The sequence below is a fragment of the Frankia sp. AgB32 genome (assembly GCF_023243045.1).
In the GTDB taxonomy this organism is placed as follows: domain Bacteria; phylum Actinomycetota; class Actinomycetes; order Frankiales; family Frankiaceae; genus Frankia.
This window is the reverse complement of record NZ_JALKFX010000120.1, coordinates 1-26,044: the sequence shown is the minus strand read 5'-3', so window position 1 is coordinate 26,044 and position 26,044 is coordinate 1. Positions and strand designations below refer to the sequence as shown.

At 72.5% G+C, this 26,044-nt stretch carries 26 protein-coding genes; 17 read left to right on the top strand and 9 right to left on the bottom strand.

The genetic code is table 11. The features are described 5' to 3' along the window. Positions 1–193 precede the first annotated feature (193 nt). The gene (locus MXD60_RS25515; protein WP_248822110.1) at positions 194–397 is read right to left on the bottom strand and encodes a hypothetical protein; all 204 of its coding nucleotides are present in this window, start codon (positions 395–397) and stop codon (positions 194–196) included. Positions 398–443: 46 nt separating this feature from the next. Here MXD60_RS25515 and MXD60_RS25510 point away from each other — a divergent pair, with 46 nt between their 5' ends. The 9 genes from MXD60_RS25510 to MXD60_RS25475 all read left to right on the top strand — a co-directional run bounded on the left by MXD60_RS25510 (position 444) and on the right by MXD60_RS25475 (position 8,732). Beyond that, entirely contained in the window at positions 444–968 is a 525-nt protein-coding gene (locus tag MXD60_RS25510; protein WP_248822109.1) for a PH domain-containing protein, read from the top strand. A 729-nt stretch (positions 969–1,697) separates the two neighbouring features. Next, positions 1,698–2,534: an enoyl-CoA hydratase/isomerase family protein gene (locus MXD60_RS25505; protein ID WP_248822107.1), complete on the top strand. Its 837-nt coding sequence runs from the start codon at positions 1,698–1,700 to the stop codon at positions 2,532–2,534. Between the two features lie 142 nt (positions 2,535–2,676). Then, positions 2,677–3,345: a hypothetical protein gene (locus MXD60_RS25500; RefSeq protein ID WP_248822105.1), complete on the top strand. Its 669-nt coding sequence runs from the start codon at positions 2,677–2,679 to the stop codon at positions 3,343–3,345. Positions 3,346–3,629: 284 nt separating this feature from the next. After that, entirely contained in the window at positions 3,630–4,337 is a 708-nt protein-coding gene (locus tag MXD60_RS25495) for an SCO family protein (protein WP_248822104.1), read from the top strand. Beyond that, positions 4,337–5,695: a Dyp-type peroxidase gene (locus MXD60_RS25490; protein ID WP_248822102.1), complete on the top strand. Its 1,359-nt coding sequence runs from the start codon at positions 4,337–4,339 to the stop codon at positions 5,693–5,695. Before MXD60_RS25495 ends, MXD60_RS25490 begins: the two co-directional genes overlap by 1 nt. Before the next feature lie 3 nt (positions 5,696–5,698). Next, positions 5,699–6,301: a copper chaperone PCu(A)C gene (locus MXD60_RS25485; RefSeq protein WP_248822100.1), complete on the top strand. Its 603-nt coding sequence runs from the start codon at positions 5,699–5,701 to the stop codon at positions 6,299–6,301. An 805-nt stretch (positions 6,302–7,106) separates the two neighbouring features. Further along, positions 7,107–7,598 carry a PH domain-containing protein gene (locus tag MXD60_RS30520; RefSeq protein WP_518468675.1) on the top strand — a complete coding sequence of 164 codons (492 nt, stop codon included), beginning with the start codon at positions 7,107–7,109 and terminating at the stop codon, positions 7,596–7,598. Then, entirely contained in the window at positions 7,546–7,716 is a 171-nt protein-coding gene (locus tag MXD60_RS25480) for a hypothetical protein (protein WP_248822098.1), read from the top strand. The genes MXD60_RS30520 and MXD60_RS25480 overlap by 53 nt, the downstream gene beginning before the upstream one ends. 134 nt (positions 7,717–7,850) lie before the next feature. Further along, positions 7,851–8,732 carry an acyl-CoA thioesterase gene (locus MXD60_RS25475; protein ID WP_248822096.1) on the top strand — a complete coding sequence of 294 codons (882 nt, stop codon included), beginning with the start codon at positions 7,851–7,853 and terminating at the stop codon, positions 8,730–8,732. Between the two features lie 67 nt (positions 8,733–8,799). Here the strand turns inward: MXD60_RS25475 and MXD60_RS25470 are convergent, their stop codons facing one another. Next, positions 8,800–10,755, bottom strand: a complete 1,956-nt coding sequence (locus MXD60_RS25470) for a M13 family metallopeptidase (RefSeq protein WP_308222606.1) — start codon at positions 10,753–10,755, stop codon at positions 8,800–8,802. A 115-nt stretch (positions 10,756–10,870) separates the two neighbouring features. Further along, positions 10,871–11,608: a hypothetical protein gene (locus MXD60_RS25465; protein WP_248822094.1), complete on the bottom strand. Its 738-nt coding sequence runs from the start codon at positions 11,606–11,608 to the stop codon at positions 10,871–10,873. A 53-nt stretch (positions 11,609–11,661) separates the two neighbouring features. Between MXD60_RS25465 and MXD60_RS25460 the strand changes: the two genes are divergently transcribed. The 4 genes from MXD60_RS25460 to MXD60_RS30095 all read left to right on the top strand — a co-directional run bounded on the left by MXD60_RS25460 (position 11,662) and on the right by MXD60_RS30095 (position 16,629). Beyond that, on the top strand, positions 11,662–11,967 hold the full coding sequence (locus MXD60_RS25460; RefSeq protein WP_248822092.1) for a sigma-70 family RNA polymerase sigma factor family protein: 306 nt from the start codon (positions 11,662–11,664) through the stop codon (positions 11,965–11,967). A 79-nt stretch (positions 11,968–12,046) separates the two neighbouring features. Beyond that, positions 12,047–13,603 carry a N,N-dimethylformamidase beta subunit family domain-containing protein gene (locus tag MXD60_RS25455; protein WP_248822083.1) on the top strand — a complete coding sequence of 519 codons (1,557 nt, stop codon included), beginning with the start codon at positions 12,047–12,049 and terminating at the stop codon, positions 13,601–13,603. A gap of 22 nt (positions 13,604–13,625) precedes the next feature. Continuing rightward, a complete protein-coding gene (locus MXD60_RS29080) occupies positions 13,626–16,109 on the top strand; it encodes an MFS transporter (protein WP_283098984.1) in 2,484 nt (827 codons plus the stop codon). Beyond that, positions 16,012–16,629: a maltose acetyltransferase domain-containing protein gene (locus tag MXD60_RS30095; protein WP_518468671.1), complete on the top strand. Its 618-nt coding sequence runs from the start codon at positions 16,012–16,014 to the stop codon at positions 16,627–16,629. The genes MXD60_RS29080 and MXD60_RS30095 overlap by 98 nt, the downstream gene beginning before the upstream one ends. A gap of 164 nt (positions 16,630–16,793) precedes the next feature. Here the strand turns inward: MXD60_RS30095 and MXD60_RS25440 are convergent, their stop codons facing one another. From MXD60_RS25440 to MXD60_RS25430, 3 genes are all read right to left on the bottom strand, one after another. After that, on the bottom strand, positions 16,794–17,573 hold the full coding sequence (locus tag MXD60_RS25440; protein ID WP_248822081.1) for an SAM-dependent methyltransferase: 780 nt from the start codon (positions 17,571–17,573) through the stop codon (positions 16,794–16,796). Positions 17,574–17,660: 87 nt separating this feature from the next. Continuing rightward, the gene (locus MXD60_RS25435; RefSeq protein WP_248822079.1) at positions 17,661–18,023 is read right to left on the bottom strand and encodes a hypothetical protein; all 363 of its coding nucleotides are present in this window, start codon (positions 18,021–18,023) and stop codon (positions 17,661–17,663) included. Between the two features lie 371 nt (positions 18,024–18,394). Further along, positions 18,395–18,682, bottom strand: a complete 288-nt coding sequence (locus tag MXD60_RS25430) for a DUF1330 domain-containing protein (protein ID WP_248822077.1) — start codon at positions 18,680–18,682, stop codon at positions 18,395–18,397. A gap of 351 nt (positions 18,683–19,033) precedes the next feature. Between MXD60_RS25430 and MXD60_RS25425 the strand changes: the two genes are divergently transcribed. From MXD60_RS25425 to MXD60_RS25410, 4 genes are all read left to right on the top strand, one after another. After that, positions 19,034–19,474, top strand: a complete 441-nt coding sequence (locus MXD60_RS25425) for an SsgA family sporulation/cell division regulator (RefSeq protein WP_248822075.1) — start codon at positions 19,034–19,036, stop codon at positions 19,472–19,474. Between the two features lie 108 nt (positions 19,475–19,582). Further along, on the top strand, positions 19,583–20,368 hold the full coding sequence (locus tag MXD60_RS25420) for a (Fe-S)-binding protein (RefSeq protein ID WP_248822073.1): 786 nt from the start codon (positions 19,583–19,585) through the stop codon (positions 20,366–20,368). Then, positions 20,365–21,906 carry a LutB/LldF family L-lactate oxidation iron-sulfur protein gene (locus MXD60_RS25415; protein WP_248822071.1) on the top strand — a complete coding sequence of 514 codons (1,542 nt, stop codon included), beginning with the start codon at positions 20,365–20,367 and terminating at the stop codon, positions 21,904–21,906. Before MXD60_RS25420 ends, MXD60_RS25415 begins: the two co-directional genes overlap by 4 nt. After that, positions 21,899–22,573: a LutC/YkgG family protein gene (locus MXD60_RS25410; protein ID WP_248822069.1), complete on the top strand. Its 675-nt coding sequence runs from the start codon at positions 21,899–21,901 to the stop codon at positions 22,571–22,573. Before MXD60_RS25415 ends, MXD60_RS25410 begins: the two co-directional genes overlap by 8 nt. A 63-nt stretch (positions 22,574–22,636) precedes the next feature. Here the strand turns inward: MXD60_RS25410 and MXD60_RS25405 are convergent, their stop codons facing one another. From MXD60_RS25405 to MXD60_RS25395, 3 genes are read right to left on the bottom strand one after another with little or no spacing between them, the layout of a single operon-like run. Next, on the bottom strand, positions 22,637–23,014 hold the full coding sequence (locus MXD60_RS25405) for a hypothetical protein (protein WP_248822067.1): 378 nt from the start codon (positions 23,012–23,014) through the stop codon (positions 22,637–22,639). A 51-nt stretch (positions 23,015–23,065) separates the two neighbouring features. Next, entirely contained in the window at positions 23,066–24,487 is a 1,422-nt protein-coding gene (locus MXD60_RS25400; protein WP_248822065.1) for a peptidoglycan-binding domain-containing protein, read from the bottom strand. Continuing rightward, on the bottom strand, positions 24,480–25,958 hold the full coding sequence (locus MXD60_RS25395) for a hypothetical protein (RefSeq protein WP_248822063.1): 1,479 nt from the start codon (positions 25,956–25,958) through the stop codon (positions 24,480–24,482). Before MXD60_RS25395 ends, MXD60_RS25400 begins: the two co-directional genes overlap by 8 nt. Between the last annotated feature and the right edge of the window lie 86 nt (positions 25,959–26,044).

Sequence of the window (26,044 nt, the reverse complement as noted above, 5' to 3'; positions counted from 1 at the left end):
GGGCCGTGGCGCGCAGGGCGCGGCGGGGGAGTCGCACGGCCCGCCGGCGGCGATCCGGCTGCGGATCGACGCGCTGATCACCGCGCTGGAGCTGCCCGAGCCGCCGGCCGCCACGACGACGCCCCCGCCCGCGGCCCCCCTCGGCGACCCGACACCGGGGCCCGGCCTCGCCTAGCCAGCGGGTGCGGTCCGGTCACCGGTCCGCGTGGTCGGCGGCGAGTGCCCGGGCGATCTGGTGGGTCGGGAGTGCCCTCGCCGGTGCGATGGGCACGGCACTCGGCGCCAGCGTGGCGGCCGAGGCACTCGGGCTGGTGGGCGCGGCTCCGGGGCTGCCGGACAGCCGACAGGTCCGGCTGGGCTTCGGCGCTGCGCCGGCCATGATCCCGGGGGTAGCCATGGTGGGACGCCGCGTGCGATCATGAGCGCCGGGATAGCCGGGGGGCGTGATTGCCGTGTGGAACTCCAGATACCTCGCTGTCAACGAAGAACTCTCGTTTCAGATCCGGCTGCACTGGGTTGTTCTCGCCCGGCTGGTTCTGGCCTCGGCCGTGGGCCTGGTCGCGGTTCTGGCTCTTTCGGTCTACGCGGGGACCCGGCATGCCGGCGGCCACCTTCTCGTCACGGTGCTGTGGCTGGCCGCGCTCGCGTTGTTCGTCCGCCTGGCCTGGCGCGTGCTGGGCTGGCACCGAACCCGGCTGATGATCACGACATCTCGGCTGGTGAAGGTGTCCGGCATCATCGCCACGCGGGTCCAGAGCATTCCCCTGGCGGCGGTCACCGATCTTTCCTACACCCAGGATCCGAACGGCCGGCTGCTCGGCTACGGCACGTTCAAGCTGGAAACCGAGGGCGACCACTCCAGTGACCTGGAGAAACTCGAACACATTCCCCGGCCGAACCGCTTCTACCTGCTGTTGTGCGACAGCATCTTCGGGAGCTCGCCCGAACCGGTCGCCGACGAGTACTAGCGACGCGTCGGGCAGTGCGCGGCGGGGTCAGTTCTTGCGGGCGATGAGCGCGTAGGCGCTGATGTCACCGTCGCTGAACGCGCCGCGAGTTCCGCCCGGCTGCGGGTCTGGAACGGGATACCCCGGCGGTCGTGGACCTCGGCGACGCATCGGGTCGACTCCGGCTCCACGTCGCCGCGAGCGCCGTGGCGCTCGACGCCCGCGGCGGCACCGCCCTGGCGGCATCCTCGGCGGTGCCGCTCAGTACCTGCCGCAGCACCAGAACCGTGGCCAGCGTCCCGGCGAGGCCCAGGAACAGGCGCCGAAAGGCGGTCTCGCTGATCGGCCGACCCCAGGGTGGACGCCCAGCGGGCTACCACGCGGCCGCCAGCGGAATCGTCTGGACGGACCCGCCGTCCCGAACTCCGGCACAACCCATCGCCTCCCACCGCACTTCTTCCCTCCTACCTGCGCCTTGGCGCCTCTCGGTCAGCGCGCACGGCCCGGCGGGGAGTGCTGAGCGCCACCCTCGCCCGCCGGCTGTTCGCCCGCCGGGGCGCGCCCGGTGCGCACGGGTGGCGGTTCGATCCGTTGCGTGGTGCAGGGGGTCTTCATATGTTGGGCCGGCCGTCGTGCGGCCCGGTCGGTCGGCCGCGGGGTGCACGGCGTCGGAGGGAGTGGTGGTGCTGACCAGAGTGGCGGTCCCGCGGTGCTGGGGCCAGACGCAGGGATCGGCCCGGGCGGTGCGCCGTGGGTGACGGCCAGGCGCCCGACGCGGCCGAACACGCCCGGCTCACCGAGGACGACGGCATCCTCACCGTCACGATCGACCGGCAGGCCAAGCGCAACGCGATGAGCCCGCAGGTCACCGAGACGCTCTGGCTCGCCGCCAACCAGCTCGCGGACCGTGACGACCTGCGCTGCCTGGTCATCACCGGGGTCGGGCCGTACTTCACCGCCGGCATCGACCTGTCGTCGTCGGTCGGCAACCGGCCCGGCAACCCGGAGACCGAGCACACCCACCCCGGCTGGAACTTCCGCCGCAACTACCGCAGCCACCATCTGCTCTACGACGAGTTCGAGGCGATCGAGAAGCCGATCGTGGTGGCCGCCCAGGGCATCTGCCTGGGCGCCGGCGTCGAGATGGCGGTGTCCTGCGACTTCCGGTTCGCCACCCCGCAGGCAGAGTTCGGCGTGCCGGAGGTGCGCAGCTTCGGGGTGCTCGCCGGCAGCGGTGGGACGAGCCGGCTGACCCGGCTCGTCGGCCCGGCATGGGGCAAGTGGATGGCGATGGCGGGGCGGCGGGTGTCCGCCGAACAGGCCCGCCAGATCGGCCTGGTGCACGACATCTACCCGGCCGAGACGTTCCTCGACGACGTCTACGCGTTCTGCCGGGACATGCTCACCGCTCCCGCCGAGGCGCTCGGGGTCGCCAAGCTGGCCATCGACATGTACGCCGACGTCTCCGACCGCACCGCGCAGCGCCACATCGACCGCCTGCTCGTCAGCGGGATGATCAACTCGCCCGACTGCCTGGCCCGGATGGCCCGCTTCAGCAGGCCGAAGGGAGCCGGCACCGGTTCCTGACGACGCGCGGGTCCGGGACGTCCGAGATGCCCGGGACGTCCGGGACGCTCGTGATGCCCGTGATGCCCGGACGTCGAGGTCCGTACCGCCACCCGCCCGGTAAGTTCTACACTTCGTAGACGTGAGGGGTGGCGGGACGGGCTTGGCGCGGGTGTCGCGCGGCGGGGTCTTCGCGCTCGCCTGCACCGGCCTCGCCGCCGGGGCGCATGCGCTCGGGCACGGTGGGTCGCCGCCCGCGGCGGCGATGGCCGCCGCGGCCGTGGCGATCACCATCCTCGTCGTGCCGTTCACCGCTCGGACCCGCCGTCTGCCGGTGGTCGTCGGCACCATGCTCGCCGCGCAGGCGGGACTGCACGTCCTGTTCGCCGTCGCGGCCCGCTCCGCCGGCGCGGCGCACGCCGCGATGACCTCGTCGCTGTGCATCGCCGACCGCGGCGCGGTCTCGGAGGCGGTCGTCCGCGAGATGATCCGGACCCAGACGTCGCTGGTGGCGACGCCGCACCCGATGCCGGTCGCGCCCTGGCACGGCAGTGCCCTGATGCTCGGCGGCCACCTGCTCGCCGCCGTTCTCAGCGCGATCGGACTGCACCGCGCCGACGACGCGGCCGACTCGGCGGCCCGCCTGCTCGCCGCGCTCGCGGCGACCCGCACCGCGGCCGCCGTCCTGCTCGGGCGGGCGCCGATCGGCCCCCGCCCGCCCGCGCCCCCGCCGCGGTGGGTGGCGACGGCGCGCCGGGGGCGCCCCCGCGCGCGCTGGCTCGGTCGCGCCCTCGTCCTGCGCGGCCCCCCGCCGGGGACGGTCCTCGCCTGATGCCGGCCCTCGCCCGAGGCCAGGGCCGCCTTCCCACGCGACTGCCCGGTCGGGCTCGCATGCCCTGACCAGCGACCCATCCGCGCCGCGGCCCTCGCTCCACGCCGCCGCGCACCATCGCCTGCCGCGACGTTCCGCCATGCACCGCGACGTTCCGCCATGCGCCCCATGTTCAGGACGCACCGCCGCGTGTCGCCGAGTGTCGGGACGTGTCGCCGCGCGAGGTGCGCCGTGGCGGGCCGCCGTGGGCCGTCGCCAAGTCCCCTCCGATCGAAGGACCCCTCGTGGACGTACATCGCTCGCCGTTGCGCCCGGGCCCGCGCCCTCACCGGTCCGGCGTCCGCGCCCGCCGCGCCGTCGCGGTCGGCCTCGTCCTGCTGGTCGCGCTCGTCGCGGCGGGCTGCGGCGGCTCCTCCGCACCGAGCTCCGCCTCGGCCATCCTCAGCCTCGACGACGCCTCGCCCGGCCCCGGTCTGCGCGGCACGACGCTGGCGACGCCGCTGGCGAAACCAGCCGTCGATCTCACCGACATGAACGGTCATCCCTACCAGCTGCGGACCGCCACGGCCGGCAAGCTCACCCTGGTCTACTTCGGCTACACCCACTGCCCGGACGTCTGCCCGACGACCATGGCCGACATCGCCGCCGGCCTGAACCAGACCAGCGCGGCGGTCCGCCGGCAGGTCGCCGTCGTGTTCGTGACCACCGACCCGGACCGCGACACCCCCGCGGTGCTGCGGTCCTGGCTGACCCAGTTCGACCCGACCTTCGTCGGCCTCACCGGCACCACGGCGCAGATCACCGGCTACGCCGAGACGTTCGGCATCCCCGTGGAGCCGCCGCGCCGCGGGGCCGATGGCAGCTGGGTGGTCGACCACGGCTCGCAGGTCACCGCGTTCAACCCCGACGGCCTCGCCCGCACCGTCTACCTGGCCGGCGTCACCCCCGCCGACTACGCCCACGACATCCCCATGCTGCTCAAGGGTGCCTGATGCCCACCCAGAAGCCTGTCCCCGCCACCCCGCCGACAGCCTCACCGCCGACAGCCTCACCGCCGACCGACGGCCCGCCGACCGACGACCCGCCGACCGACGGCCCGCGCGCGGGGCGGCGCTGGCTGGGACGACGGGCGTTCCTCGGCCGGGCGGGTCTCGCCGGCGCCGGCGGGATCGCCGGGGTGGTCACCGGCGGCCTGGTCGAGCGGGCCGTCGGACCGTCCGAACCGAGCGCCGTCGACCAGGAGCGCACGCGGGCGCTCGCCGCCGTCCGTCCAGGCGGGCCACACCAGCCGGGCATCGTCGAGCGGCCACCCGCGCATCTCGTGTTCGCCACCTACGATCTGGCCGACGTCGCCAGCCCGGCGCGCGGCCGCGCCGGGCGGCGCGCCGTGTTGACCGCCTGGACGACGGCCGCCGGCGGACTCATGGCCGGCGAGCAGCCCGCGGGCGGCGGCCAGCGCACCCTCGGCCTCGCGCCGTCCGCCCTCACCGTCACCGTGGGCATCGGCGCCTCCGCGCTGCGCCACGCCGGGCTCGGCGCAGCCGTCCCGCCGCAGCTCGCCCCGATCCCGGCGTTCCCGCACGACCAGCTCGACCCGGCCCGCGGCGCCGGCGACCTCGCCGTGCAGATCTGCGCCGAGGACCCGATGGTCGCCGCCTCCGCCGCCCGCACCCTGGCCACCGCCGCCCGCCCGCACGCCACCCCCCGGTGGACCCAGCAGGGTTTCCGCCGCTCGGCCGCCGCGGCCGACGACCCGAACGGCACCCCCCGCAACCTGATGGGCCAGCTCGACGGCACCGACAACCCGACGCCGGGCACCGCCCAGTTCGACGTCGCCGTGTGGGCCGACGCCAGTGCGCCCGGCTGGATGGCGGGCGGAACGTACCTCGTCGCCCGGCGCATCCGGATGGAACTGGACCGCTGGGACCTGATCACCGTCGACGCCCAGGAGCGGATCATCGGCCGGCGCAAGGACACCGGCGCGCCGCTGAGCGGCGGCGGGGAGCACACCGACCCCGACTTCCTCGCGCACACCGCCGACGGCAGCGCGGTGATCGCGACGAACTCGCACGTCCGGCTGTCCCATCCGCAGTTCAACAACGGCGTGCGGATGCTGCGCCGCGGCTACTCCTACGACGCCGGCCTGGACGCCGACGGCGAGCCCGACGCCGGCCTGTTCTTCCTGGCCTTCCAGGCCGATCCGCGCACCGCGTTCACCGAGGTCCAACGCAAGCTCGACCGCCTCGACGCGCTGTCCGCGTTCATCCGCCACACCGGCAGCGCGCTGTTCGCCGTCCCGCCGGCCGCCCCCGCCGGGGGATACGTCGGCCAGCAACTCCTGGAGGCCTGACCCGTGCCGACCCCACATTCCCGCGCCCCGCCGGGGGCCGGCCGCCGCGGCGCCGCGACGACCGGGCTGCTCGCCGTCGCGTGCGCCGCCATGGTGGGCCTCGCCGGCTGCGGTGCGGCCGGCTCGTCCGCCGCGGCCACCCCCACCCGGTCTGTCACGGACACTCTCGTCGGCAGCGCCGACCTGGGGGACCTGCACATCCTCGACGCCTACATCCCGCAACAGTCCAGTAACACCGAGGCCGCCGCCTACTTCACCGTCACCAACAGCGGCGGCACCGCCGACACGCTGACCGCCGTCACCTCCCCGCTGGCGGCGTCGGTCACCCTGCACACCACCGTCGCCAGCGGCGGCGCCGAGACGATGCGCTCGCTGTCCCAGCTGCCCGTACCCGCCCATGGCGCGGCCACGCTCACCGTCGGCCACGACCATCTCATGCTGACCAACCCGGTCCGGCGCCTGATGAAGGGCCAGGAGGTGCCGCTGACCCTCACCTTCGCCCACGCCGGCGCGGTCACCGTCACCGTGCCCGTCGTCGGCTTCACCGGACCGCAGCCCACCGACGGCGACAGCATGCCGGGCATGGACATGTCGACGCACGGGTGATGCTCGTGCGCAGCCCCGCGCGGCGCCGGCGTCCGGGTTGGGTAGCTTGCCGCGCGCTGCCATGACGACGACACGGCGAAGCGAGGAGCCTTCATCAATCCTGTGTCGGTGATCGCAGCGCACGACCGCGTCCGCTTCATCGGATTCGGCTTCATCGGATTCGGCCTGGATGGCCGCACGATGATCTCGAAAGGCCTCCGCGGCCAGGCGCGGACCTGGGATGTCACGGATCCCGCGCACCCACGGACACTCGCGGCCACGAAACTGCCCGGAGAACAGACCTTCGCGGCCGCCCTGAATCCGCGCGGGGACATCCTGGCCCCACTGATATCGAGGATCCCACGACCCTGCTGGATATCAGTGGCTCGTCGCCTCTTCAGCCCCGATGGTCGGCTCCTCGCGACCAGCGCACTCAGCGAGATGGCCGACATCGTCGAGGTCTGGAACCTCGCTGACATCACCTCGACCAGCCCGGTATTCACGATCGAACGACCGCCTGACCTGCCGTCGGGCGTAACGTTCACGATCCCGACCGAATCTTCTGGGACGTCACCAGACCCAGCCGGCCCGTCGCAACGAGCACCAGAACTCACGACGACGACCACACGGGCCACGCCGTCTTCGGTCCCAGTGGGCACGTCCTGGCCACCACCCGCGGCTGCGCCAGCACCAGAGTCATGCTCTGGACGCTCTGATCCCTCGTCCCGTCGATGCCAGCAACCTCAGGTCCCCGCCGCCGCCCGGGGGCGTCTGCCAGGTCGTTCTGCCAGCAGGCCGACGCCGGGGCCGTCGGGTGAGTTGACCGGTGACACCGGCCGGGGCCCTCGGCCCCGGCCAGGTGCGCGGCGGAACATTCGGATCTTGGTGCGCGGCGGAACATTCGGATCTTGGTGCGCGGCGGAACATTCGGATCTTGGTGCGCGGCGGGGTTCGTCGGCGGCCTGCGGCGCATGGCGACGGCGGGACAGTTCTCGTCACGCTGCTGTGGTGGGGGGCGCTGGCGGCGGTCGTCCGGCTGGCGTGGCAGGTGCTGGACTGGGACCGCACCCGGCTGCTGATCACGACCTCGCGGTTGGTCCGGGTGTCCGGGATCATCTCCACGAAGGTTCAGAGCATCCCGATGTTAAAAATAACGGACCTCTCTTACACCATGGATCCCAACGGCCGGTCGCTCCGCAGGCGGGCGATCCGTCCTCCTCGGCCTGCCAGTGGCGGTATCCGGAGGGATGGGAGTCGGACTGTGGATGGCTCAGAACCTCATTTCCACCAACGACGAGAAGACCTATACCTGTGTTGAGCTGGGGTCCGCCCATCTGCCGTGGGGCTTCTCGCCAGATGGAACCGCACAACTGCGCGCGACCGAGCGCACCAACACCCGTACCTGGACGATCGAGCTGCCTGCCCAGCAGGCCTGATGACCGGGGACCGTGCGTGCGTGGGTGGGCCCACGCACGCACGCACGGTCCCCGACGGAGCAGGGCACGGCGTAGCCTCGCTCTGTGCTGCTGAGTCCTACGTTCGCGCTGGTTGTGGCCACCGGTGGATGCCGATGATCGAGCGCAGGCCCGAGTTCACCGATCTGCTGACGCTGGAGTCCGTGGAGCGGGACATCTTCCGCGGCGCGTGCCACGCGGGCGCCCCGATGCGCGCCTTCGGCGGGCAGGTCGCGGCGCAGGCGCAGGTCGCGGCGGGGCGGACGGTGGAGGCCGATCGGCGAATCCACTCGCTGCACGGCTACTTCCTGCGTCCTGGCCGCACCGACGCCTCGATCGTCTATCTCGTCGAGCGGATCCGGGACGGCCGGTCGTTCACGACCCGCCGGGTGAGCGCCGTGCAGGACGGCGAGACCATCTTCACGATGTCCGCGTCGTTCCAGCGACCGCGGGACAGCGAGGAGTCGCACCAGGTCCACGTGCCCGCGGTGGCGGGACCGCTGGAGTCGCACCGGCGGTGGGGGCCGATCGACGACGCGCCGGAGTTCCGCCCGTTCCAGCTCATCGACATCCGCTGGCCGGCGCACCCGGCCGGGGACGCGAACACCCCACCGTCGGCCGCCGAGACGACAGCCGCCGCCATGGCCGCGGCCGGCTCCGCCGACGGGATGCCGAGGCAGAACGTGTGGGTACGGGTCGGGCAGCCGCTGCCGGACGACCCGCTGCTGCACGTCTGCGCGCTGACCTACCTGTCGGACCTGACCCTTGCCCACACCGCCTCGCTGCCCTACGAGGAGCTGCCGGGTCAGCTCGACATCGTCTCCCTCGACCACGCGATGTGGTTCCACCGGCCGTTCCGGGCGGACGACTGGCTGCTGTTCGTCCAGGACAGCCCGAGCGCCGGCGGCGCGCGCGGGCTGTCGCGGGGCATGTTCTACACCGCGGACGGCGAGCTCGTCGCCTCCGCCATCCAGGAGTCCGGCATGCTGCGACGCTGACCGGCGACGCCGGCGGGTGGCCGGCGGCGGCGAGCGCCCTGGGGCGTCCGCCGCCGCGGGGCGCCGGCTACCAGATGCGGACCCGCTCGGCCGGGTCCAGCCACAGGCCGTCGCCGGGGGCGGTGTCGAAGACCTCGTGGAACTCGTCGAGGTTGCGCACGATGTTGGCGCGCAGCTCCGGCGGGCTGTGCGGGTCGACGGTGAGGTACTGCCGCTCCAGCTCCAGGCGGCGCTTCGTCCGCCACACGTAGGCCCAGTTCAGGAAGAGCCGGCGCCGGTCCTCGCGCGAGGCCTCGCCGCCCTGGGAGATCACGTACGCGTGGTGGGCGATGGTCAGGCCGCCGAGGTCGCCGATGTTCTCGCCGACGGTGAGCGCGCCGTTGACCTTCTCCTCCGGCAGGTTGCGCGGCGTGAGCGCGTTGTACTGCTCGACCAGCGTCTTCGACTTCACCTCGAAGGCAGCCTTGTCGGCCGGGGTCCACCAGTCGTTGAGGTTGCCGGCGCCGTCGTACTGCGCGCCCTGGTCGTCGAAGCCGTGGCCGACCTCGTGGCCGATGACCGCGCCGATGCCGCCGTAGTTCTCCGCCGGGTGGGCGTCGGCGCTGAAGAACGGCCGCTGCAGGATCGCGGCGGGGAAGCAGATCTCGTTGGTGCCGGGGTTGTAGTAGGCGTTGACGGTCTGCGGGAGCATGAACCACTCGTCGCGGTCGACCGGCGAGCCGATCTTGGTGAGCTGCCGGTCGGTCTCGAACGCGGCGGCGGCGAGCACGTTGCCCATCAGGTCGCCGGCGCTGACCCGGAGACCGGAGTAGTCCCGGAACTGGTCCGGGTAGCCGATCTTCGGCCGGAACGTCGCCAGCTTCTCGTAGGCGCGCTCCTTGGTCTCCTCGGTCATCCAGTCCAGCCGGGCGATCGACGCGCGGTAGGCCGCGAGCAGGTTCGCCACCAGGTCGTCCATCTTCGCCTTGGCGTCTGGCGGGAAGTGCCGCGCCACGTACTCCCGGCCGACGGCCTCACCGATCGCGCCCTCGACGAAACCCACCGCCCGCTTCCACCGGGCGCGCAGCTCCGGCGTGCCGCTCAGGGTGCGGGCGTAGAAGTCGAAAACGGTGTCGACGAACGGGTCGGGCAGGTACGGCGACGCCGCCCGCAGCACCCGGCTGAGCAGCCAGTCCTGCCACGACTCGACCGCAGTGGTGGTCAGCACTGTCGTGAGGTGCGCGAGGTACGACGGCTGGCGCACGCACACCTCCGCCAGCGTCGCGTGCGGCCCGGTGAGCTGCCCGCCGAGCGCGCGGACGTAGGCGTCCCAGTCGAACGCCGGGCAGAGCTCCCGCAGCGCCTCGGCCGTCAGCAGGTTGTAGGTCTTCTGCACGTCGCGGGTCTCGGCGCGCTCCCAGTGACCCTTCGCCAGCACGGTCTCCAGGTCGAGGATGCGCTGCGCGGCGGCCGCCGGATCGGCATGCTCGCCGAGCTCGAGCACGCGGGTGAGGTAGGCGACGTACTTCTCGCGGGTCTCCGCGTAGCGCTCGTCGCGGTAGTAGGACTCGTCCGGCAGGCCGAGGCCGCCCTGGGCCAGGTGGAACAGGTAGCGGTCGGAGTTGCGGTCGTCGGTGTCGACGTAGGTGCCGAACAGCCCCTGGCCGCCGGTGCGCTCGAAGGCGCCGAGGAACGCGGCGAGCTCGCCGGCGTCGCCCAGCCCGCGCACCGCGTCCAGCAGCGACCGGATCGGCTCCAGGCCGAGCGCCGCGATCGTCTCGGTGTCCAGGAAGGCCGCGTAGAGATCGCCGATCTTGCGGGCGTCCTCGCTCTGGCTGGCCGGGTCCTGCGCGGCGAGCTCGGTGATGATGTCCCGGACCTGCTGCTCGGCGGTGTCCGCCAGCTGCATGAACGGACCCCAGCTCGAACGGTCGGACGGTATCTCCGTCTCGGCGAGCCATTGGCCGTTCACGTGGCCGAACAGGTCGTCCTGCGGTCGTACGTCGGGGTCCATGCCTGGGCGGGCGTCGTCGAGGATGCTCACGAGGAGAAATTCTCCAATCGATCGGGCGTCAGGGAAAGGATCCCCCCGTACTCGCCGGCTGTCGGTGTGTCACGCCAGCCCGCCCGGCGCGGCGGCGAAGCGGGGCGCGGATGCCTCAGTGCGGGAGGTCGTCGGCGCCGCAGGCGGCGAGCAGCGCGCTGCCGTCGGCGCGCAGGGCGCGGGTGTCGAAGCGACTGACGTCGCCGCCGAGGCGCTGGCCGGCCTGTCCCAGGGCGGCGTAGCGGGAGTCGGCTTCGGCCGCCGCCCGCAGGAACATGGCGATGCCGTCGAAGTGGCTGACGTCGGCCGCCTCGAACGAGCGGAAGCTGGCGACCTCGATGCGGTCGCGGGCCCGGGCCGCGGCCGCGCAGCCGGTCGCCGCGTCCCCGCGGGCCGACGGGTCCGGGCCGGCGACCGGGAGGCCGAGGGCCTGGCAGGCGTCCGCAGTCGCCGAGACGGCGGCGGGGAAGTCCTCGACGCGCAGGTGCTGCAGGTCCTTGCCGAGGGTGTTCGCGGCCCGGCTCACCGGGCTGAAGCGGGGGTCGCGCTGGGTGGCGGCCGCGGCCAGGCCGACCGCGCCCTGCACACGGGCGAACAGCGACTCGGGGTACGCCGTGTGGTCGTCGAGATCCGCCCCGCTGGTCGGCAGGTGGCGGCCGCTGCTGACGATGACCGCGCACGCGGTGGCCGCATCCGCGGTCGCGGCCGGCGCGCCCGTCGGCGTCGAGATCATCACCTGGTCCGCGTCGCCGGTGCCGCTCTCGACGCCGTCACCACCATCGCCGCCACAGCCGGCCAAGGGCACGACGACCGCCGCCCACACGGCCGCAGCGACCATCCGCATCAGTGGCATACGCGACATACTGCAGCATCAGTGGTTGCCATGGGTAGTCGGATTCTCGCGCCGTGCTCGCCCCGGACGTGGTGCTGGTCAGCGACGGCGGCGGCCTGCGCCAGGCGGCGCTGCGCCCGATCGTCGACGCGGAGAAGATCATCCGGTTCATCGCCGGGATCAGCCGGATCGACGCGACGATCACCCTCGACGTCACCGTCGTCAACGGCAGCCCCGCGCTGCTCATCCGCCTCGGCGGGGAGATCGACGGCGTGGTGGCGGTCCGCGTCGAGGACGACCGCATCACCGGCCGGTACTACGTCCGCAACCCGGAGAAACTCACCCGGGTGGCGGCCGAGGTTCCTCTCACCCGGCGATAGGGGGCAATCCACCGGCCGCCGAGGGCGGTGGCGGAGCGTTCTGCGATGATGCACCGTGTCTCGTGGTGGGCCCCGTTGCGTGGCCGCTTGCGTTCTTGCTCTCTCGCTTCTCGCGGTTCTGGCCGGCTGTGCGGTTGGCGGTGGGAGCCGGCCCGCGCGTCCCACCGGCCAGGCCACGGGGGCTCCCGGCGAGGCCCGCCCGGGTGCGGCGGCAGGCTCCGGGCTGGACGTCCGGGCGGAGAACGCCCGGCCCGGGGCGGAGTGCGGGCTGAGCCAGCTCGGCCCGCAGCATGCGGTGGAGGGCTGGACCGACCGGGTGAGCATCCGGCCGGGCGATCCGGTGCGGCTGTTCACCTCGACGACGGCACCGTCGCTGACCGTGTCGGTGTTCCGTACCGGCTGGTACGGCGGGCGCACCTGCCGGCTCATCACGACCGCCGGGCCGCTGACCGGGGCGGTGCAGGCCCAGCCGACCCACGCCGCCGGGACGAACACGATCTCCGCGGCCGGTTGGCGGCCCACCACCACGTTCGCCACCGGCACCTGGCCGCCGGGCGACTACCTGATGCGCCTGGACGCCTCCGACGGCAACCACCGGTACGTGCCGCTGACGGTCCGCGGACCGGGCGCCGCCGGGCGGGTCGTCATCCTCAACGCGGTCACGACCTGGCAGGCCTACAACGCCTGGGGCGGCTACAGCCTCTACCACGGGCCGCGCGGCTTCGCCGACCGCGCGCGGATCGTCTCGTTCGACCGGCCGTACGACTACGGCGACGGCGCGGCCGACTTCACCGGCAACGAACAGCCCCTCGTCGCCCTGGCCGAGCGACTGGACCTGCCGGTCGACTACGAGACCGACGTCGACCTGCACGCCGACCCACACCTGCTCGACGGCGCCCGGGCGGTGATCTCCCTCGGGCATGACGAGTACTACTCCCCGGCGATGCGCGCCGCGCTCACCGCGGCTCGCGACCACGGCACCAACCTCGCCTTCCTCGGCGCGAACGCCGTCTACCGGCGCATCCGCCTCGACGCCTCCCCCCTGGGCCCGAACCGGCTGGAGACCGCCTACAAGGTGGCCCAGGAAGACCCGTTCTACGGCCATGACGACGCGCAGATCACCGCGAACTGGCCGTCACCGCCGCGCGCCGCCCCGGAGAGCTCGCTGACCGGCGCGATGTACCAGTGCAACCCGGTGCACGGCGACATGGTGGTCTACCGGCCGCAGTCGTGGCTGCTCGCCGGGACGGGCCTGACGGCCGGCGCGCGGCTTCCCGGACTGATCGGCTCGGAGTACGACCGGGTCGACACCGCCTACCCGACGCCCCGGCCGATCGAGGTGCTCGCGCACTCCCCGATCACCTGCCGCGGCAGCGCTGACCACTCCGACGTCTCCTACTACTCGGCGCCGTCGGGCGCCGGGGTCTTCGACAGCGGCACCAGCGCCTGGGTGTGCGCCCTCGCCGACGTCTGCGGGCCGGGCGCGAGCGGCCCGGCCATCCAGGTGCCGATCACCCAGATCACCACGACCCTGCTCACCGCGTTCGCCGCCGGGCCCGCCGGCACCGCCCACCCCGCCGGGGCCGCCACCCCGGCGGACGACCGGGCCGTCGCCGCGCCCGGCGAGAACAACTAGCCGCGTCCGGCCCGGGACCGCCATGTATGTCGCGGGACGTCGGCCGGCGCAGCCCGGCGGACGGCCGACGAGATCGCTCTCGGGACTCGCCCGCGCCGCGCCGAACGTGGCGCTGCTGGGCCTGACCAGCCTGATCACAGACATGGCCAGCGAGATGGTGGCGTCGGTGCTGCCGCTGTACCTGACGGCCCGGCTCGGCCTGGGCGCCCTCGGCTTCGGGGCGGCCGACGGGGCGTTGCAGATTCTGGCCGCCGTCACGGCACTGGCCGGGGCCGTGCTCGCCGACCGGTGGCGGCGCTATCGGGAGGCGGCCGGCGCCGGGTACGCGCTGTCCGCGGTGTCGCGGTTCGGCCTGCTCGCCGCGGGCGGCTGGCTGCCGGTACTCGGCTGGCTGGGCGCCGACCGGGTCGGCAAGGGCCTGCGGACCGCGCCCCGTGACGCCCTGCTGTCGATGTCGGCGCCGCGGGGCCGGCTCGTCGAGGCGTTCGGCCTGCACCGGGCGCTGGACACCGCTGGGGCACTGATCGGCCCGCTGCTGGCGGTGGCGTTGCTGTCCGCAGTTCCCGGTTCCTACTCGACGGTGTTCGCCGCCGCGTTCCTGATCGCCGTGGTCGGGCTCGCCGTGCTGGTGCTCTTCGTGCGCGACGCCCCGTCGACCGGTGCGGGCCGGTCAGCGGTGCCGCGGCAGGTGCGAGGGCGGGTGAGGGCGGCGGCGCTGTGGGGCCGGCGCGACGTGCGCCGGCTGCTGGCTGTCGCGCTGCTGCTGAGCCTGCCCGCGGTGAGTGACTCACTGCTGTTCCTCACCCTGCGCCATCGCACCGGCGTGTCGGTGCGGCTGTTTCCCTCGCTGTACGTGATCGAGTCGGTGTGCTACCTGGTCCTGGCCGTGCCCGCAGGGCGGCTCGCCGACCGGGTCGGCGCCGGCCGGGTCCTGCTCGGCGGCCAGGTGGCGCTCGCCGGCTGCTTCGCCGTGCTGGCCGGCGGGATCACCCCCGCGGCGACGGCGATCGCCCTGCCGGTGCTGCTCGGCGCCTACTACGCGGCCACCGACGGCGTGCTGGCCGCGCTGACCAGCCAGCTCGTTCCCCCGGCGGCGCGGGCCACCGGGCTCGCCCTGGTCGGCCTCGTGCTCGCGGCCGGACGAGCCCTCGCCGGGGTGGGCTACGGAGCCGCGTGGAGTCGTTACGGGCCGGGCAGCGCGCTCACCGACGGGCTGGCGGCGGCCCTGCTCACCGGCGCCCTCGCCGCGCCGCTGCTGCTGCGCTCCTTCGAGCAGGTGCCGGCGCCGGCGGCAGGGGACGCGCTGGCGGCGGGGGAGGCGCTGGCGTGGGGGGCGGGAGCGGCGCCGGCACTGGCGGCGGGTGAACCGCCGGCGGGGGAGGGGCGGCAGACGCGTCGGCGGGCCGGGGCGCGGCTCGGGGCGTTCGCCGTCCTCGTGGTGGTGTGCGCGGGCGGTGTGGTGGGGGTGACCGTGCGCAACGCCCGCGAGCAGGCGCGGGCCGCGCGGGTGTCGGCGGCGAGCTGGTCGGCGCGCCAGCCCGCGCGGCCCGGTGGTTCGGCCGTGCCGCTGACGGTGGCGCCGGCGACCCTGCTGGCCCGGCGTCACCTGCTCGTCCTCGACGCCGCCGAGGGGCCGGGCTTCGGCCGCGTCGAGGCCGTCGATCCGGCCCGGCCGGGCGGGCCGCGGGCACCCACCGCCCTGTTCTGCGACCGGGTGGACCAGCGGGCCGGCCGCGGCCTGTGCCTGACCGACGACCGGGTGCGTGGGCGCGCCGGCATCACCGTGTTCGACGACCGGCTGCGGGTGGTGCGCCGGCTGCCGGCAGACGGACTTCCCAGCCGCACCCGGGTCGCCCCGGACGGCCGGATCGGCGCGGCCACCACCTTCGTCGTCGGCGACGCCTACAACGTCGACTCCTACTCGACCCGCACGGTGCTCGTCGACCTCGTCGCCGGCCGCGTCCTCGCCGACCTGGAGAACTTCTCGATCACCCGCGGCGGCCACGGTTTCCACGCCGTCGACGAGAACTTCTGGGGCGTGACCTTCGCCGGCGACTCGGATACCTTCTACGCCACGATGCACACCGGGCAGCACTTCTACCTGATCCGCGGGCACGCCCGCGCCCGCCGGGCGGAGATCCTGCGCGACGGGGTCGAATGCCCCTCACTGTCCCCGGACGGCACCAGGATCGCGTACAAGGCGCGGATCGAGCACGGCTTCGCCGCGGCGACCTGGCGGCTGCACGTTCTCACCCTCGCCACCGGCGCGGACCATCCACTCGCCGACACCCGCAGCGTCGACGACCAGGCCACCTGGCTCGACAATGGCCACCTGAGCTACGCCGTCGTCACCGACGGCGCCGGGCTGGCCCTCGCCGACACCGTCACGGTCCCCGCGGACGGCACCGGTGCGCCCCGTCTCCTCGTCCCGGCCGCGCAGTCCGCCGTCATGGTCGACGCGCCGCGCCAGCCGCCACTCGGCGGCGCGGCCCCCAGCGGCGGATGACGACGCCGGCGGGGCAGCGCCAGCCGGCGGGGCAGCGCCAGCCACCGTCGGCGCGGTCGCAGAAGCAGCGGATGCTCGCCGGCGAGCAGACCTGCGCCGTGCCGAGCTGCTGTGCGAGCGGTACAACGCCAGCAGCGCTGCCGACCCGGCTCGGACCCGCCGGGCGCTGCTCACCGAACTGCTGGGCGACGTCGGCGACGGCGTGACGATCCGCCCACCGCTGCACGTCGACCACGGCTACCAGATCACCATCGGGCCTGGGACGTTCGTGACCTTCGGCGCGGTGTTCCTCGACGTCGTCCGGATCAGCATCGGCGCGCACGTCCAGATCGGCCCGAACGTCCAGCTCCTCACCTACGACCCACCCGCTGGACCCGCAGCCGCGCCGGGCCGGCTGGGAGGCCGCCGAGCCGATCACCATCGGCGACAACGTCTGGCTCGGCGGCGGCGTCATCGTCTGCCCCGGCGTCACCATCGGCGAGAACACCGTCGTCGGCGCCGGCGCGGTCGTCCCCCGTGACCTGCCGCCGAACGTCGTCGCCGTCGGCAACCCCGCCCGGGTGATCCGACGCCTGCCCTGAGGCCGGCCGGCGTTGATGACACTCCCCCGGTCTTCGGCATGCAGGCCCACCCTGCGAGTATCGATCAGGGGGGACTCCAGCGGCAGCGTGGAGCGGTGGCGGCTCAGCTCTTGCGGCCGATTCCGCAGTGGACGTCGAGCGGCGTGAGGTCGCTGCCAGGTTCGGGGCGCCACAGGGGGGTGGAGACGACGCCGGGGTCGAGCAGGTCGAGGCCGTCGAAGAACGCGGCGATCTGGTCGGGTGTGCGGGAGTTGTAGGAGTCGCCGCCGGAGTCGCTGTAGCGGTCCATGGCCTCGTCGCGCCGCGGGCTCGAGGTGCCGTCGTTGAGGACCAGGTAGCTGCCGGTGGGCAGGCCGGCGAGCAGGCGGTTCACGAGGGAGCGGGCCTCGTCGAAGTCGTCGAGGTGGCCCAGGACGCCGAGCAGCATCAGCGCGACCGGCTGGGTGAGATCAAGGAACGCCGCGGCCGCGGCGAGGATCTTCTCGGGGTTGTGGACGTCGGCGTCAAGGTAGGCGGTGACGCCCTCGGGGGAGCTGGTCAGCAGGGCGCGGGCGTGCGCCAGGACCATCGGGTCGTTGTCGACGTAGACGATCCGGGACTCCGGTGCGACGCGCTGCGCGACCTCGTGGGTGTTCTCGGCGGTGGGCAGGCCGGTGCCGACGTCGAGGAACTGGCGGATGCCGGCCTCGCCGGCGAGGTACGTCACGGCGCGGCCGAGGAACTGCCGCGACGCCCGGGCGACCTCGACGATCGCCGGGAAGATCTCGAACACCTGGTCGCCGGCGGCGCGGTCCGCGGGGTAGTTGTCCTTGCCGCCCAGCCAGTAGTTCCACACCCGGGCCGAGTGGGGGATCGAGGTGTCGAACGTCGGCGCGTCGGTCATGTGGGCGGGCTCCGAGGGTGAATGTCTGCTTCGTGGTCGCTGCGCAGCCTAACCTTCACGGGGAGCAAGCAGGAGCCAGTCGACGAACTACCGCACAGCAGGCAGGCCACGGCGGGACCAGCCGCCTGGCGGGCCCAGAGCCAGCCGGGCGGTAGCGCCAGCCATGAAGGCGCGGGTGCCGTGGACGAATACGGACGTGATGCCCGAGGTGGAGATCCGGAAGCCGCGTCCGGCCGCGACGCAGGTGACGCCCGTGGGAGTCGATGCGCAGCGGAACGGGCCGACGCCGGTGGCCGTTCCATAGGTGAGGGTGGGAGTGTTCTCGCCGGGGTTCCCCAGGCACTGCTGGCCGGTGCAGCTCGAGTAGGTGCCGGTCTCGCCCATGGTCACCGACCGGGCCGGCGACACCGTCTGGACGAACGCGCCGCCCTCGGCCGTCCGCATGGGCACGACCCAGGGTCCCTGCCGCCCGCTGCCTGCCGGTGAACCCGAAGGTCACTATGAGCGACGATGGTCAGGGGTCGCTGCGATTCGGAGGGACCACGGTGCTCGATCTGTATGGTTCGACGCCTGTTTTGTCCATACCAAGCCATACCAAGCGACCACACACCCCCTCAGCCACGCAGCCCCGCTGCGGGGAGTGGCGATCAAGGGCTCGGCGGGACCGGGCGCGCTGCTGGTTGGTTGCGCTATGGGGCTCGGTGGCCGGATGGCCTCACCATGATCGGCCGGGCGCGACCTAGCGGCACAGCGTGGCGCAGGCAGCCAGCGGAAGGTCAGGAATGGCCTGGTTTGTCAGGTGAGGTCGGCCTGCCCACTCGCTAGAGGCCGGGCACGATGCGCAGGTCGCGGACCGCGCCGCCGTCGAGGGCGGCGAGGGCTTTCTGGTAGGCGGTGCTGTCGTGCGCGGCCCTCGCGGCCTCGACCGAGTCGAAGGCGATGAGCACGGTGCGGGTCTTCTCCCCAGCCTCGTAGGTCAGCTCGGGAAGGCCACGGGCGAGGAAGGTGCCGCCGGCGGCGCGCAGGGCCGGACCGGCCAGCTCGGCGTAGGCCGCGACCTTGGCCTCGTCGACGATCTCCTTGTAGACATTGATCCAGTAGGCGGTCATGGCGCCATCATGCCCGAGGCCGGGAGCCGGGCGGGGGCCGTCAGAGCCAGCCGCGGCGGCGGAAGACCACGAACAGGATGACCATCGAGACGGCGAGGATGCCGAGGTCGATGAGGGGCGGGCGCGGGGGCGTCGTTGCCGCCCGCGGCCACCGCCGCCTTCCCGTACCGGGAAGGCAAGGGCCCCTTACCCGTCCTGGGCGGTTCATCCCCTCCGATCCGGTCTGGTCCCACCGTCGTGTGTCCGGTGTGGCGGCGGGGTGTCCAGAGTCGGCCTTGGTGGTGACTCGACGGGGGTGGCCCGCGGCGTGGGAGAATGCGCGGGCAGGGCCGGTGCCGGGGAGCGGGGGGTGTGGTGTCGCAGAGCCGTACGCCAGGCCGAGGCTCCTTCGACAGCTCCATCCCGGCGCACTTCCTGCAGCCCGACGGGACCCGGGTCCCGTTCCCCGCGTCGCTGGGCTTCGACGAGGCGGATCCGTTCGCCGTGACGCTCCGGCTGCGCACGACCGACATTCGCACCGTGACCTGGACGTTCGCCCGGCAGCTACTGATCGACGGGTCTCGCCGTCCCGCGGGTGTCGGCGCCGTCGAGGTGCGCCCGGAGGTGCGGGAGGGCAAGCGCGCCCTTGTCGTCACGATGACCTCGGCGGGCGGCCGGGCCGTGGTCGAGCTGAACTACGACCACGTCGCCGCGTTCATCCGCGACACCTACGATGCCGTCCCGTTCGGTTCGGAAACGGACCACGTCGACTGGCAGGCCGAGCTCGACCGGCTGCGCGACGGCGAGACGTAGCCACCCGGCGGCGCCGCCGTCGTGGTCCGACCAAGCGGGTAAGACGTTTCAAGAACCGGTGTTCGTGCGGGCATCCACCTGGCTCTGGCCCACCACGACGGAGGCCGCGTGAGGATCGCGCTGTTCGTGACCTGCCTGGTCGACGCCCTGTTCCCGCAGGTCGGCCAGGCGACGGTCGGGCTGCTCGAACGGCTCGGCCATGACGTCGACTTCCCGGCGGGGCAGACCTGCTGCGGGCAGATGCACGTCAACACCGGCTACCAGCGCGACGCCCTCGGTCTGGTCCGCAACCACGTCGCCGCGTTCGAGGACGCCGACGTGATCGTCGCGCCGTCCGGTTCCTGCGTCGGTTCGGCGCGCCACCAGCACGCCATGGTCGCCCGCGCCGACGGCGACGAGGAGCTGGCCCGGCGGGCCGAGGCGGTCGCCGCGCGGACCTACGAGCTCTCGGAACTGCTCATCGACGTGCTCGGCGTCGACGACGTCGGCGCCTACTATCCGCACCGGGTCACCTACCATCCGACCTGTCATTCGCTGCGGCTGCTGCGCGTCGGCGACCGGCCGCTGCGGCTGCTGCGCAACGTCGGCGGTCTCACCCTGCTGGAGCTGCCGAACGCACAGGAGTGCTGCGGGTTCGGCGGCACGTTCGCGCTGAGGAACGCCGAGACGTCCACGGCGATGCTCGCCGACAAGATGCGCGACGTGCTGTCCACCGGGGCCGAGGCCGTGACCGCCGGGGACAGCTCCTGCCTGATGCACATCGGCGGCGGCCTGACCCGGCTGCGCGCCGGCACCCGCGCCGTGCACCTCGCGGAGATCCTCGCCGGCACCGAGCCCGCTGATGGCACCGAGCCCGCTGATGGCACCGAGCCCGCCGGGGCGGCCCGGTCATGACGGCGGATCCCGCGGGTGGGCGCGTGACGTTCCTCGGCACGCCGGGACGGCCGGCGCCGCCGGGGCACGGGAACCTGCGCGGCGACCGGTCGTTCCCGGACGCCGCCCGCGACGCGCTGGGCGACACCCAGCTGCGGCGCAACCTCGGCCAGGCGACCGCCACGATCCGCGACCGGCGCGGCACGGCCGTCGGCGAACTGGCCGACTGGGCGGAGCTGCGCGCCGCCGCCGAGGCGGTCAAACGCGCCACCCTGGCCCGCCTCGACGAGCATCTCGTAAAGCTGGAGGAGCAGGTCAGCGCCCGGGGCGGGGTGGTGCACTGGGCGCGCGACGCCAGCGAGGCGAACGCGATCGTCACCGACCTGGTGCGGCGCACCGGGCAGCGCGAGGTCGTCAAGGTCAAGTCGATGGCCACCCAGGAGATCGGCCTCAACGGCGCGCTCGAGGCGGCCGGGCTCACCGTGCACGAGACCGACCTCGCCGAGCTCATCGTCCAGCTCGGCCACGACCGGCCCAGCCACATCGTCGTCCCGGCGATCCACCGCAACCGGGCGGAGATCCGGGAGATCTTCCGCCGCGAGATCCCCGGCGTCGACCCGGCGCTGACCACCGACCCGCCGGCGCTCGCCGCCGCCGCCCGCGCCCACCTGCGGCGCACGTTCCTGCGGGCGAAGGTCGCCGTGTCGGGGGCCAACTTCGCCGTCGCCGACACCGGCACGCTCGTCGTCGTCGAGTCCGAGGGCAACGGCCGGATGTGCCTGACGCTGCCCGACACCCTCATCACCGTGATGGGCATCGAGAAGGTCGTGCCGAGCTGGCGTGACCTGGAGGTGTTCCTGCAGCTGCTGCCCCGTTCGGCGACCGGCGAGCGGATGAACCCCTACACCTCGGCGTGGACCGGCGTCACCCCCGGCGACGGGCCCCGCGAGGTGCACCTCGTGCTGCTCGACAACGGCCGCACCGCGACCCTCGCCGACCCGGTCGGGCGCGACGCGCTGCACTGCATCAAGTGCGGCGCCTGCCTCAACGTCTGCCCCGTCTACCGGCGCGCCGGCGGGCACGCCTACGGCTCGGTGTACCCGGGGCCGATCGGGGCGATCCTCTCGCCGCAGCTCACCGGGGTGGAGGCCAACCCCTCGCTGCCGTACGCGTCGAGTCTGTGCGGGGCGTGCGAGGAGGTCTGCCCGGTGCGCATCGACATCCCGTCGCTGCTGGTCCGACTGCGCGCCGAGCACGTCGAGGCGCGCCGGGCGGCGCGAACCGTGCCGTCGGCGGAGGCGCTCGCGATGGCCGCCGGCGCCTGGGTGATGGGCGACCCGGGCCGGTTCGCCGTCGCGGAACGGGCGATGCGGGTCGGGCGGATGCTCGGCCGGCGCGCCGGGCGGATCGCCACGCTGCCCCCGCCGCTGTCCGCCTGGACGGCGAGCCGGGACGCCCCGCGCCCACCCGAGGAGACCTTCCGCGCCTGGTGGGCACGCACCCATGGCCCTGGAGGGCGCCCGTCGGCGTCCGCGCAGCGCGAGGCCGGCAGTGAGTGAGTCGGCGCGGGTGCCCGGCGGCGGTGCCCGCGCGGACGTTCTCGCCCGCATCCGCGCGGCGAACGCCGCCGCCGGGGCCCCGCCGGCCGCGGCGGTGCCGCGCGACTACCGCACCGGCGGGGAGTATCCGCCCGGTGACGGCGAGCTGGTCCGCCGCCTGCGGGGGCGCCTGCTCGACTACCGGGCGCGGGTCGTCGAGACAACCCCGGCGGGCATTGCGGCGGCGATCGCCACCGCGCTGGCCGATGCCGGCGTCGACCCCGGCGATCCGGTGCTCGTTCCGCCCGGCCTGCCCGCCGGCTGGTGCCCGCGCGGGGTGCCCGACGACGCCTTCGACCCGGCGGCGCTCGACCGGTTCGCCGCCGTCGTCACCGGCTGCGCCGCCGCCTGCGCCGAGACCGGCACCCTGGCCCTCGACGGCTCCGCCGGCCAGGGCCGGCGCGCGCTGACCCTGGTGCCCGACCGGCACGTGTGCGTCGTGCGCACCGACCAGGTCGTCGGCACCGTCCCGGAACTGCTCGCCCGGCTCACCCCCACCCGCCCGATCACGCTGGTCAGCGGCCCGTCCGCGACCAGCGACATCGAGCTGCAACGCGTCGAGGGCGTCCACGGACCCCGCACCCTCGTCGTCGTCCTCGTCGAAACGGACCCGCCCGTCAGCGGTTGACTGTGGCGCAGGGCACGCCAGGCGGTCGTGGCGACCGGGATCGAAACGTTTCAAACCGAGGATCTATGCGTTCGCTCTGTCTGACGCCAGGCCGGCCTCGTTCGCCGCGGTGACGATCAGGTCCCGGACATCCGGACTGGGGCTGACCTGCGCAAGCGAATCCCAGATCGTCGATCCGCCCGCACCGACCAGGCATCCCGCACATGCGCCCGCGTAGAAGGACACGGTCACAGCGGCCACGTCCGCCGCCAGACCCCCGAAGCCGGTGAAGCCAGCGCCTTCCAGCGCACCGAGTGTGACCTCCATCCCGCCGGCCGCCGCTGCCGCATGATTGACCTTGTCCAGGAATTCAATCACCTCACCAGCCGTGTTCAGTGCTTCCGCTGGCGTCGGCAGGCCCGAGCCATGCATACAGCTCTCAAATTCCGCCCAGAATGTCATCACGCTCTCCCTTCCCACCCGACTCCAGGCCGGGTATCCAGTTGACCGGGATCAAACAGTCCCGAACAGCGCGACCCAGGTATGTGGGCCGACGATACCGTCCACCTTCAGTCGCTTCTCCCGCTGAAATGCGACGACGGCCTCGACTGTAGCGTGGTCGAATCTTCCGGTTACGAATGTCGCACACCCGCACGCGGCCAGCTGACGTTGCAACCGTTCTACGTTCGGACCTCTGCTGCCTTCCTTCAACAGCTCCCTGGGAGCGGCCGGTGGCGCCTCGTCCGGGCTCGGTGGAAGTTTGGGGAGCACCTCGACCAACCAAGCGCACAGCTGCGTCCCGTCGACTGTCATCGTCGTCGTCGAGCTCACCGACTCCGTGCTTATCGTCCGACCCAGCAACGAGAACGGTCCGAACGAGATCGAATTCTCGACGACCTGGGTCTGGTCCGACGACCACGTCCCGCTGATCGCGACATCGCGAACCAGCACCATGCCGACGGGCAACCCGACAGCGGGACCACTCGTCGAGTCCGGTCCCGGGCTGAGCGATCCGGGCGCGTATCCAGCGATCCGCCATCCCCGGTTGCGTACGAGCAGCCCGTCCCACCAGGGGCGCCGCAGCGTTACGAAGGCAAACTTGAAGGAGACCGACAGTGAGCTGCTGTCTGCTACGTGTGGCGTCGCCGCAAGATCCAGGCTGCCGGCCACCTGTACTACATGTCGAGGGTCGGCAAGCGGTTGTTCGACCGCCGGCAGCACCACGGTGTCGTTCAGCGTGACGGCCCCGCCGAGCGCCGGCGGGCCATCGGCCTGCGCCAGGGCGGCCAGATTTCGTAGCCGCGCACCGTCCGGAGCCGGCTGCCCGGCGCCGGACGCGTCGGTCGAAGCGGCCTGGGTGATCAGCCGAGGCTGACCCAGTACCGCCCGGTACTCGGGCCCGAGAACCCGCCACTGCCATTCCGGGCCCGGGACCCGTTCGGTGCTCGGCATCAGGCCGCCGCCGCTCGAATCGCCCGTCTTCCAACTGAAGTTGCTCCAGCCCAGCACTCCCGGGACACACCAGCTTGCCGGCGTGGGGAGGATCAGGTGCGGATCACCCCGGTAGCGTTCTTCGGCCGCGCCGCGGAGCCGACCGTAGACGGCTGCCGCGTCCGGTGTCCCGTTCGCCGTTCCCGTCAGCAGTAGCCCGAACAGACCACTGGCGGTGGTGGTGCCGGTGACGAGGTCACCATCGATGATCTCGCCGACGGTGTCAGCCACCAAACTCAGCTGGATGCCCGCGCGTACCGGTTCGACCTCATCCGAGCCCGGCCGAAGGTAATCCCGAAGATTCAGTGGGGTCGGTACTGGCTGGAACGCCAGTGCCGACGTTCCTCCCGGGGGAACCAGCGCCCGCAGCGTGGCCCGAACCGTCTCGGCGAGGTCGTCTGTGGCAGCGGCCGCCGCCTGCGGCGCACCTTCGATATCAGGCATGAGAAGGTACTGTCTCATTGGCACTCGTGGTCGTCGCGCTCTTTGCCGTGTCCTTCGCCTCCTCGGCGGCGGGAGGCTTTGCGTTCTTGTCGTCCCCGGGCGGGCAGGACGGTACGACCTCGCTTATCCAGCCGACAATCTGTGTGCCCGAGATCGTCAGGGTGTTATTCTCGAACGACCAGGACCAGCCGGCATCGCTGTCGGTCGTGCCTGACGAGCCCACTTCCCCGTGCGCCTCCGAGCTGGAGTGGCTTGCTTTTCCGCCGAAGCAGAGGAAACCAACCCGGCCGCTCTGGGAGTCGCGGTGATGTTCGGCGTCGGCGTGCGACTCGCTGTGCGCCCTGTCCAGAGTATTTCCGTCCTCACCCCAGTTGTCGGCATGAATCTCCACATCGCGCACGATAAGAAACTGCGTCGGAATACTCGGCATGAGGTGATGCTCGTCCTTGATCTGATCATCGACCGATCCAGTACTGATTGCATCCTTCTTGTTGCCGACCAGGTACCATCCCTGCATATGGAAGAGGTCCGTCAGCAGCCATGGGCGCTGAATCGTGCACAGACCCCACTCCAGTTTTATCGAGACGTTGCTCGCCGTGTCATGGAACGTGTGACTGCTCGTCCTGTCACTCTGCGAATCGCTGTGGGTGGACTCTTCGCCGTGCGACGCCGACCCTCCCGCCGAGAAGCCGATTCCGAGGAAGGGAATCCCAGCGCTGCCACTGACCGACGAATCGTGGCTCGAGTAGAATCTCCGGCTGAACCTGTCCGTGTGCGAGGTCCCGTGTTCGGAGTAGCTGGACTGTGAGGATTCAAGACCGGTGAAGCCCAGCTCCTTGTCGTTGTGGTCGTACCAGGTGGTGGGAGAGATCTGCGCGTAGGCGATCGGGGCCGGTACGCCGGCAATACCCAGGTTCCACACGTCGTAGAGCTTTCTGGCCTGGGCTATGATGTGGGCCTGCAGACTCACGCCGACCGACTGCAGGATGTCCAGAGCAGCCTCGACCTTCTCGGCGCCCTCCGTTCCGAAGTCATCCCAGGCGCTGTCGACCTTGTTCTGGTATAAGATCGAGTCCTGCGGCCAGGTTTCAGCCTTCGCCGGGTCGGACATGGCCGCAGCCTGCGCGTCGGAATAGTCCTTCTTGGTCTGGGCATAGGCAGAGGAGTTCTTCTGGTAGTTCTTGTAGGCCGCGGTCTTTCCGATTATCTCCTTGTTCTCGTCGTAGGAGTAGAGCACCTTGTTGGCCGCGTCGATACGCGCCTGGACATCCGGGGCTGGGGGTGCCGACTCGACTGGCTGCATGGCGTTGATGATCGAGTCCCACATGATGCTGAGCGAGCGACCCGTCGCATAGGGCTGATAGGTGCCGTCGTTCGTGATTTCTATGAGCTCGTCGGTGAGCAGCGCGGTGTTGAAAGCCGCCTGGATGGACTTGCGGAACCGAGGATCGGGCTGCGGCTTGGACGGCACCGCCGGGGTCAATGCCGTGAAGCGTAGTTTGATCTTTCCGGGATCTGGTCATGCTGCGCGTGGTGCGAGCGGGTGGAGCCGGATCG